Below are 8,843 nucleotides of genomic sequence, written 5' to 3' on the forward strand. Positions count from 1 at the left end.
AGCTCACCGTCCGCGAGGCGCTGCGCGACGCGATGGCCGAGGAGATGCGCCGCGACGACCGCGTGTTCGTGATCGGCGAGGAGGTCGCGCAATATCAGGGCGCGTACAAGGTGACACAGGGCTTGCTGGACGAGTTCGGCGAGGGGCGCGTGATCGATACGCCCATTACCGAATACGGTTTCGCCGGCGTCGGCACGGGCGCTGCGATGGGCGGCCTGCGCCCGATCGTCGAGTTCATGACGTTCAACTTCGCGCTCCAGGCGATCGACCACATCATCAACTCGGCGGCCAAGACCAACTACATGTCGGGCGGCCAGATGCGCTGCCCGATGGTGTTCCGCGGTCCCAACGGCGCGGCGACGCGGGTGGCCGCGCAGCACAGCCAGAATTTCGCGCCGTGGTACGCGAGCGTCCCCGGGCTGATCGTGATCGCGCCCTACGACGCGGCGGATGCGAAGGGGCTCCTCAAGGCGGCGATCCGGACCGAGGATCCGGTCGTGTTTCTCGAGAACGAGCTGCTCTACGGCCGCAGCTTCGACGTGCCGGTCGGCGATGACTACGTGCTCCCGATCGGCAAGGCGCGGATCGTGCGCGAGGGCACCGACGTCACGATCGTCAGCTATTCGATCGGCGTCGGCGTCTCGCTAGAGGCGGCGGAGACGCTGGCGGGCGAGGGCATCGAGGCGGAGGTGATCGACCTGCGCACGCTCCGCCCGCTCGACCGCGAGGCGGTGCTCAAATCGCTGGCCAAGACCAACCGCGTCGTCGTGGTCGAGGAGGGCTGGCCCACCTGCTCGATTGCGTCGGAGATCATGGCGATCTGCATGGAGGACGGCTTCGACGACCTAGACGCCCCCGTCACCCGCGTCTGCGACGAGGACGTGCCGCTGCCGTACGCCGCCAACCTGGAAAAGCTCGCGCTGATCGACAGCGCGAAAATCGTGAAGGCGGTGCACAAGGTGGCCAATCGTTAATGGCGCGTCACGCGCAGGTCGATATCGGCACGTTATCCGCGTTGGTGGGCATCGACGCCTGCAGCGCATCGCGGACAGGCATTGCCGCGACTTCGGTGAACGGGCCAAACTGCATTGGAATGACCTGGAGAATGGGCGAGTAGGTGTAGCGGAGTTCCACGAACATCGTCGCGCCATAGTCAGGCGCTTTGGCCAGCCGCGTGGCGGGACCCATGCCCGTCAGGTTTTGGGCACCCTGAAGGCCGTAGGTTGACGCATGGCTGGCGCCGCCCTTGCAGCGCTGCCAACTGATCTTGTAACGATCGGCCGTGTTCGGGTTGGCCATCGGCTCCAGGCTGGACAGGATGATCCGGCCGTTCGTCAGAACGCCAAGCTCACCAGACTGCAGCCCGGCACCGACGAATAGATCGTTGATCTCGCTTTCCGTCACGGTCTTGCCGGCGAGCACGCTGCCGGTTCCCATGCGTGCGCCGTGGTCGGCGACGTGGAGCGCGATCTGGCTGACCCGCATCTTCACCGTGATGAAGTTGGCGAGTTCGGCCCCGCCCAAGGTCAGCAGCAACAACAACGGAAACGTGTAGGCGAACTCAATCAGCGCCAGTCCCGATCGATCACGGAATACGTCGCGGACGATCCGGTCGAAAGGGCGACGACAGCTTACGTGAGTAATCATAGGCATCTGCCTTCCACCGGCGTCGCCGCGTACCTGCCTTGGTCGGCATAGGGTTGATTCTGCAGGATCGTACTGGCCGACAGACGGACCTGCTCGGCCACGCCGGGGACGAGACTGGCAAGGGGCAGCAGCCGATCATATCGTACGGCGACCGTGTATAGCACGGCGTCCTTCGCTCCGCCCTGGCCGGCGTCGCCGCCGTCGGCGTCGCGGGCGCCGTTGCCGTTGACATCCTCGAACAGCTCGTTGTGATTGCAGATCTTGTCATGGTCCGAATCGCTGAACTCCTCGGGCACTTTCGCGCCTGCCCTGGTGAACGTCCGATAGAACCGTCGGGTGATGATGATCGCCCCGGGCGTCCTCAGTTCGGCGTTCAGCTCCGCGACTTGTGCTTTCACCCTGTCGTCGATGACATCGCGTTGCGCCTGCGAACTGCCGGTTTCCAACGCGGTGTCTCGCGCCGCTTTCTGCAGAGCGCCCTGCAGCACCGTCCGCATGTACAGGGTATGCGTCATGTCCATCGCGCCGACCAGGAACAGGCATATGACGGGCGCGATGATGGCGAACTCAATCACGGTAACGCCGCGCCGGTCGAGTGCCAGCCGGCGCACCTGCTGCGGGATCGCGGCCGTCACCTCGTGAGCTTCAGCTGCGAGATGGTCGCCGCGATCTTGCGGAACGACGTCTTCAGGTCGTTGTTCGTTCGCGCCGGGAAATAGCGTGTGGAGTTGGACGCGCAGTTGGTCAGGCGCGTCGTGTCGCCCGCGGTTACGGCCGCACCGAAGCCGACCACCCATAGGGTCGTGGACGGCATCGTTTTCACCTTGGCGCAGATCGCGTTGAGTCGCGCGTGGTTCTGCGCGATCATGTCGTTGTTGCTGGGAATGAAACCTTTCCCGTTCTGGCGCCGGTCGTACCAGGGCAACCCGTGCGAGCTCCGGTTATAGTGCTGCGCCTGGACGTTGCCATCCGTCATGAACACGATGTGACGCTCGATTGCGCCACCCGAAGGCGTGGCGGCGTTAGTCGCCGCGAACAGACCGGTAGGCGACAGGAAGCGGGCACCCCAGATCAGGCCGATGTCGTAAAAGGTATTACCGCCCGCCTGCAACGTGTCGACATAGTTGCTGAAGCTGAGCTGACCGGACGGCGGCGTCTGCGGCCAGACCTGCAACGTCCGACTCTCGGCGGGGCAGTGATAGGAATTTGGCTGCTGCTGGTTCAAGTACGGCGCAGCCCCGAATTCGCTCGTCTCATCGCCTGCGGCGTAATTAATCGGCGTGGGAGGGGGGGTGACGTATACAGCTTTGCTGCTGCTTCCAGTACTATCCGTATAGGTGTTGTTGCCGTACACGTCCTTGTACCAATGATTCGGAAGAACGCCGCGCGCCCAGACAATACCTCGTAGAGATGGTCCCCATTTGCTGCCGGTCGGGCCGGTGAAGGCGTCGGCGGGAACGCTCCAGTCTTCGGTGGTAGGTGCCATGTCAACGTCGAGGTCCCAGTGACCGCTTGTGATGGAAGTGAACGGCCAGGCAACCGCCGTCTTACGCTCCTCGATGCAGCCGTCCCACGCGATGACCTTGTCCGACGCGCGCTTGGTGCCGCTGTCAACGTTGCCGATCGGCAATGTGATACTGGCGTTATAACCGCCAGTGCCGGTGTTTTTCAGGCCGCTGACATTGACCTCGACCGGCATGTAGTTCCACCCGTCGAACACCGTCTGGACGGTCGTCGTGGTGACCTGCGTGTAGTTTCGGCGCACCCCGTCCGTAGCGGATCGGGACTGGCGCTTGCAGCCGTTCGTAGTGTTCGTCCAGCTCGAATACCTGTACTCGACCCGTGTCTGGTCCAGCGTCCTGTACCAGGTTCTGGTATTCGTAGTCGTGTTGCCGGACGTCGAGGTCGAGGTCTGCTCGTTCTGATTGCGGCTCTCGGCGCCGTCTATGGTGCCGTTCGCCGGGACGGAATTGCGACACCTCTGCTCCGTGCTGGTCGTCGTGTTCGACATATCACTCCATGACGAGAAGCTGCCGGTCGACAGGGTCTGAGACGTGAAGGTCGCGTTGCCCGTGTTGGTCGTCGTCTCCGGCCGGGTGTTTTCGGTTCGCGACTGATATGTCCAGTAGTCCGCCAGCGCGCTGTGCGGCAGCAGCTTGCCGACGTTGACCATGCTCCCGTAATTGACGAAGCCGAAGCGGATTTGCACCCCGGGCGCGGTGCCGCCCGAGGGTGTGAAGCCGCAATCCTCCGGCGTGTTGACCAGCGCCACCACTTCGTAGAAGCATTTGGTCGCGGCGCGAAGCGCGACGACGCGCGAGGTCGGACCGCTTGCGACTTCCACGTCGTCCGCGTCGCGCGCCATCGAGCCCGATAGGTCGAGCACGAACATGATATCCGTGTTCGGCAGCTTCAGCTGAGCGGAGCACGTCACCTCCAAAGTCTTGCTCGTAAGGCCTAAGATGCGCATGATCGTCATCGGCACCACTGCGGAGGCGGTCCCGGTCACGGTGCCCCCACTTTCGGCGAAGGAGCGCGTCCGCGTCCCCGTTCCATAGTCGCCTTGCCCGAAGTTCGAGTCGAAGAATCGGTTGGCGGCCGCGTCGGCGGCGTTGCCGTTCGCTTCCCATGTACCCGCGGCCATCACCTTCCGCCCGCCCAGCGCGCCGGCGTCGCATGCCTGTTGCAGCCGTGTCTTGGTGAGGTACATGCGCCCCATGTCGACGCCACCGCCCACCAGCCCGGCGAGCGGAAAGATGGCGGCGGCCATCAGCGGCAGCGTTGCCGCGCGTCGGTCCCGCAGCAGCCCTACCAGAAACGAATGTGGCTGTTGTCGCATGTGTCCGACGCTCCGCTGGTCCCGCATGTCGAGAACCGACCTCAGATCGTCCTACGGCCGGGCTGCTTCAGGGGAGCTAAAGGATGATGGTGAACGAAGAGGAAAGACCCGATCGCGCCCTCGCGGTCTCATACGCCCCCTCGCGCGCACGCGCCGGATTGCGCGCTCTGCTCGCGCTGGACGATGCGCTTGGTCGCGTGTCGCGCAACGTGCGTGAGCCGATGGTGGGGCGGCTGCGCTATGCTTGGTGGTTCGAGGCGCTGGAGCGGCTCGACGGCGCGCCGCCGCCCGCCGAGCCGGTGCTGCGCGCGCTGGCGGCCGACGTGTTGCCGCACGGGGTGACGGGTGCGGCGCTCGCCGGGATGATCGACGCGTGGGAGGTGATCGGCGACGACGGACCGATCGACGGGGCGACGCTGGCTGCTTTCGCCGATAAGCGGGGCGGGGCCTTGTTCCAGGCGATGGCCCGGGTCTGTGGCGCGGACGACCGACAAGCGCGACTGGCGGGCGAAGGGTGGGCGTTGGTCGATCTGGCGTCAGGCCTGTCGGACCCGGCGATGGCGGCGAAGGCGCGCGCGATGGCGGGCGAGCGGTTGCGAGCGACGATGGGCCGCAGGTGGTCGCGCCGGGGACGGGCATTGGGGGCGCTGGCGCTGATCGCCCGATTCGAGCTGGAAGGGCGCAGCCCGGCCGGGCGGGTCGGGCGATTGCTGATGCACAGGCTGACCGGACGTTAACGGTTACGGGTCGATAGGCCTCGTCAGTGAACGAAGGTGGGGATGGTGGGCGTGATGTGGCGATATCTGGCGGGTGCCGCGGCGGCGTTGGCGATGGGCGGGGCGGGGATGCTGGCGTTCGGCGGCGCGGTGCGACCCGGCCCGGTGTTGCCCGAGCGCACGGCGCAGGGCGCGATCGCCCAAGAAGCGGTGGACGCTCCGACCCGGCTGCCGGAAGCGACGGCCGAAACCCGAGAGGAGAAGCGGTTCGGGCGCTACGACAAGGACGAGGACGGGGCGATCACGCGCGAGGAGTATCTCGCCAACCGCCGCAAGGCCTATGTGCGGCTCGACGGCAATGGGGACGGGCGGCTATCGTTCGACGAATGGGCGGCCAAGACAACGACCAAGTTCGCGGGCGCGGACCGCGACAGGTCGGGCGCGATGAACGCGGCCGAGTTCGCGACCACCGCCGTTAAGCGGCGACCGGCTCCAAGGCGGGCGAACTGTCCGCCTCCGCCGGCGGAGGAGGGTTGATCCACCCGTCCAGCGCCGCGCGGGCGCGGTCGGTGTACATCCGCTTGCGGTCGCCCTTCTTCGAGCGGCCGAGGATCGGCGGGAACAGCCCGAAATTGACGTTCATCGGCTGGTACGTTTCGGCCACGGCCGCGCCGGTGATGTGGTTCAGGAGCGCGCCCAACGCGGTCTCGACGGGGGGCGATGCAGTCGTCTCGCCGCGCAGCTCGGCGGCGGCGAACCGGCCCGCCAGCAAGCCGATCGCGGCGCTCTCGATATAGCCCTCGCATCCGGTGATCTGCCCGGCGAAGCGGATGTTCGGCCGGCTTTTCAGGCGCAAGCCGCCATCCAGCAACTCGGGCGAGCGAATAAAGGTGTTGCGGTGTAAGCCGCCCAGCCGCGCGAACTCGGCATTCCGCAGTCCGGGGATCGTCCGGAACAGTCGCACCTGGTCGGCATGCTTGAGCTTGGTCTGGAAGCCGACAATGTTCCACAGCGTCGCCGACGCGTTATCCTGGCGAAGCTGGACCACGGCATGCGGCCAGCGGCCTGTCCTCGGATCGTCCAGGCCGACGGGCTTCATCGGACCGTAGCGGAGCGTGTCGAGCCCGCGTTCGGCCATGACCTCGATCGGCATGCAACCCTCGAAATAGGGCGTGTCCTTTTCCCAATCCTTGAACGGCGTCTTCTCGCCCTCGATCAGCCCGGTGTGGAAGGCGAGGTACTGTTCCTTGGTCATCGGGCAGTTGATGTAGTCCTTGTCGCCCTTGTCCCAGCGCGAGGCGAACCAGGCGACGTCGAGATCGATCGAGTCGCGGTGGACGATGGGCGCCAGCGCGTCGAAGAAGGCGAGCGCGTCGCGGCCGGTCGCCGCTCCAATGCCGTCCGCCAGCGTCGGGGCGGTCAGCGGGCCGGTAGCGACAATCGCGGGACCGTCCGGCAGCGCGTCGACCCGCTCGCGCACCAGCGTGACGTTCGGGTGCGCCTTCAGCGCGGCGGTGACGCCCGCCGAATAGCCATCGCGGTCGACCGCGAGCGCCGAGCCGGCGGGGACGCGGTGCTTGTCCGCCTCGCGCAGGATCAGCGAGCCGAGCATCCGCATCTCCTGGTGGAGCAGTCCTACCGCGTTCGCCTCCGCGTCGTCGGAGCGGAACGAGTTGGAGCAGACGAGCTCAGCCAGATCGTCGGTGCGGTGCGCCGCCGTGCTCTCGCCCGACCCGCGCATTTCGGACAGGCGGACGCGGAAACCGGCTTCGGCGAGCTGCCATGCGGCCTCGGACCCGGCGAGGCCGCCGCCGATGACGTGGATGTCGTGGGTCATCCCGCCACCGGAAGCAACACGCGCCCGTCGGCGTCGCGGCGGAGCGGGCCGTACGACACCGCCGTCTCCAGCAGCATCGGCGCGTATAGATGCGGGAACGACGCCCCGCCGCGCGACGGCTCCCACCGCACCTGGTCGCCGTGCGCGTCGAGGTCGACCGCTACGACGTGCAGCTCTTCCTGCCCGGCATAGTGCCTGGCGACCGTCTCGGTCAGCTGATCGGCGGTGGACAGGTGAATGTAGCCATCGGCGCGGTCGACGGCCGATCCGTCGAACCGACCGTCGCGCTCCAGCGTGGCCATCTCAACCGCGAGCAGGACCTTGTAGGCGACCGTCGCCGTCACTCGGACGAGCCCCCAGCCGGGTTGTCGCGCCCGTCGACGTTCTCCGTGATCGTTCCGATGCCGGTGCCGTCATCAAGCCGAAGCTGCGCGTCGGGATCGACCGGCGTTCCTAAGTCGGCGCGCTCGACCGCGACCACCGCCTCCGCGTCATTCTCGGGATCGTCGGCTTCGTCGATGCGCGCTGCGGAGACGACGTGCTCGTTCGGCGCGACATCGAACAGGCGGACGCCCTGGCTGGAGCGGCCGGTGACGCGCGTGTCGCCGACCGACATGCGGATCAGCTTGGCCTGATCGGTGACGAGCATCAGCTGCTCGCCCGAATGCGCGGGGAAGCTAGACACGACCGACCCGTTGCGGTCGGAGGTGACGACGTTGGTAATCCCCTGACCACCCCGCCCCGACCGGCGATACTCGAACGCGGAGGTACGCTTGCCGTAGCCCTTGGCGGTGACCGTAAGGATGAACTCCTCCGCCGCCTCGAACTCGGCCATGCGCTCGGGCGGGAGCGTGTGGATGCGCTCGCCCTCCTTCCAGGGCGCGGCGCGCAGATAGGCGTCGCGCTCGTCGGTGGTAGCGGGGAAGCCGTGCAGGATCGACAGCGAGATCACTTCATCGCCCGCGCTTAGCGACACGCCGCGCACGCCGGTCGCGGTGCGGCTCTGGAACTCGCGCACATCGGTCGCGGCGAAGCGGATCGCACGGCCCGCCTTGGTCGCGAGCAGTACGTCGTCCTCCTCCGAGAGGATCGCCACGCCAATCAACCGGTCATCGCTGCCCTCGTCGAAGCGCATCGCCAGCTTGCCGTTGGTAGGTACGTTCGCGAACGCGTCCATCGAGTTGCGGCGGACGGTGCCGCCCGCGGTCGCGAACATGACGTGCAGGTCGCCCCACTTGCCCTCGTCCTCGGGCAGCGGAAGGACGGTCGAGATCGTCTCGCCGTCGGCCAGCGGCAGCAGGTTGATCATCGGCCGCCCGCGCGTGGCAGGCCCGCCCTCGGGCAGGCGCCAAACCTTCTTGCGGTAAACCTTGCCGTGGGTGGAAAAGAACAGGACGGGCGTGTGCGTCGAGGTCACGAACAGGCTGGTGACCGCGTCCTCGTCCTTGGTCGCCATGCCCGCACGGCCCTTGCCGCCGCGTTTCTGCGCGCGGAAGGTCTCGAGCGGGGTGCGCTTGATGTAGCCCTGGACGGTCACGGTGACGACCATGTCCTCACGCTCGATCAGGTCCTCGTCGTCGATGCCATCGGCGGCGCTCGCGATCTCGGTCTTGCGCGGGGTAGCGAACTCGGTGCGGATCGCGGCCAGCTCCTCGCGCATCACGGCATACAGCTTGGTCCGGTCGGCGAGGATCGCGAGCAGTTCGGCGATCGAGCCCGCAAGCGTCTCGAGCTCGGCCCCGATCTCGTCGCGGCCGAGCGCGGTGAGGCGGTGGAGGCGCAGGTCGAGGATCGCGCGGACCTG

At 66.8% G+C, this 8,843-nt stretch carries 9 protein-coding genes; 3 read left to right on the forward strand and 6 right to left on the reverse strand.

What is annotated here, in order from left to right; genetic code table 11:
• Positions 1-974 (forward strand): pyruvate dehydrogenase complex E1 component subunit beta (locus ACFE71_RS13650; RefSeq protein WP_375429325.1); only part of this gene is annotated, 974 nt, incomplete at its 5' end.
• Positions 975-981: 7 nt separating this feature from the next.
• On the opposite strand, the gene ACFE71_RS13655 is transcribed toward ACFE71_RS13650, so the two are convergent.
• From ACFE71_RS13655 to ACFE71_RS13665, 3 genes are read right to left on the reverse strand one after another with little or no spacing between them, the layout of a single operon-like run.
• Positions 982-1,653 carry a TadE/TadG family type IV pilus assembly protein gene (locus ACFE71_RS13655; RefSeq protein ID WP_375429326.1) on the reverse strand — a complete coding sequence of 224 codons (672 nt, stop codon included), beginning with the start codon at positions 1,651-1,653 and terminating at the stop codon, positions 982-984.
• The gene (locus tag ACFE71_RS13660; RefSeq protein WP_375429327.1) at positions 1,644-2,282 is read right to left on the reverse strand and encodes a TadE/TadG family type IV pilus assembly protein; all 639 of its coding nucleotides are present in this window, start codon (positions 2,280-2,282) and stop codon (positions 1,644-1,646) included. Before ACFE71_RS13660 ends, ACFE71_RS13655 begins: the two co-directional genes overlap by 10 nt.
• Positions 2,279-4,417 carry a Tad domain-containing protein gene (locus ACFE71_RS13665; protein WP_375429328.1) on the reverse strand — a complete coding sequence of 713 codons (2,139 nt, stop codon included), beginning with the start codon at positions 4,415-4,417 and terminating at the stop codon, positions 2,279-2,281. The genes ACFE71_RS13660 and ACFE71_RS13665 overlap by 4 nt, the downstream gene beginning before the upstream one ends.
• 152 nt (positions 4,418-4,569) lie before the next feature.
• Here ACFE71_RS13665 and ACFE71_RS13670 point away from each other — a divergent pair, with 152 nt between their 5' ends.
• Both ACFE71_RS13670 and ACFE71_RS13675 read left to right on the forward strand, forming a co-directional pair.
• Entirely contained in the window at positions 4,570-5,223 is a 654-nt protein-coding gene (locus tag ACFE71_RS13670) for a squalene/phytoene synthase family protein (RefSeq protein WP_375429329.1), read from the forward strand.
• Positions 5,224-5,265: 42 nt separating this feature from the next.
• Positions 5,266-5,739 (forward strand): EF-hand domain-containing protein, encoded by a 474-nt coding sequence (locus tag ACFE71_RS13675; protein WP_375429330.1) that lies wholly within the window; start codon positions 5,266-5,268, stop codon positions 5,737-5,739.
• Here ACFE71_RS13675 and trmFO read toward each other — a convergent pair.
• The 3 genes from trmFO to ACFE71_RS13690 all read right to left on the reverse strand — a co-directional run.
• Entirely contained in the window at positions 5,678-7,039 is a 1,362-nt protein-coding gene (gene trmFO, locus ACFE71_RS13680) for a methylenetetrahydrofolate--tRNA-(uracil(54)-C(5))-methyltransferase (FADH(2)-oxidizing) TrmFO (protein ID WP_375429331.1), read from the reverse strand. The genes ACFE71_RS13675 and trmFO overlap by 62 nt on opposite strands.
• The gene (locus ACFE71_RS13685; protein ID WP_375429333.1) at positions 7,036-7,341 is read right to left on the reverse strand and encodes a DUF952 domain-containing protein; all 306 of its coding nucleotides are present in this window, start codon (positions 7,339-7,341) and stop codon (positions 7,036-7,038) included. The genes trmFO and ACFE71_RS13685 overlap by 4 nt, the downstream gene beginning before the upstream one ends.
• Before the next feature lie 38 nt (positions 7,342-7,379).
• On the reverse strand, positions 7,380-8,843 hold a 1,464-nt coding region (locus ACFE71_RS13690; protein WP_375429332.1), incomplete at its 5' end, for a DNA gyrase C-terminal beta-propeller domain-containing protein.

Origin of the sequence: uncultured Sphingomonas sp. (assembly GCF_964237155.1) — a bacterium.
In the GTDB taxonomy this organism is placed as follows: Bacteria; Pseudomonadota; Alphaproteobacteria; order Sphingomonadales; family Sphingomonadaceae; genus Sphingomonas.

Bases quoted from the DNA above. Each gene is read 5' to 3' on its own strand.
- ACFE71_RS13655 (WP_375429326.1), bottom strand. From the start codon at position 1,653: ATGCCTATGATTACTCACGTAAGCTGTCGTCGCCCTTTCGACCGGATC.
- ACFE71_RS13665 (WP_375429328.1), bottom strand. From the start codon at position 4,417: ATGGCCGCCGCCATCTTTCCGCTCGCCGGGCTGGTGGGCGGTGGCGTC.
- ACFE71_RS13670 (WP_375429329.1), top strand. From the start codon at position 4,570: ATGATGGTGAACGAAGAGGAAAGACCCGATCGCGCCCTCGCGGTCTCA.
- ACFE71_RS13675 (WP_375429330.1), top strand. From the start codon at position 5,266: ATGGTGGGCGTGATGTGGCGATATCTGGCGGGTGCCGCGGCGGCGTTG.
- trmFO (WP_375429331.1), bottom strand. From the start codon at position 7,039: ATGACCCACGACATCCACGTCATCGGCGGCGGCCTCGCCGGGTCCGAG.
- ACFE71_RS13685 (WP_375429333.1), bottom strand. From the start codon at position 7,341: ATGGCCACGCTGGAGCGCGACGGTCGGTTCGACGGATCGGCCGTCGAC.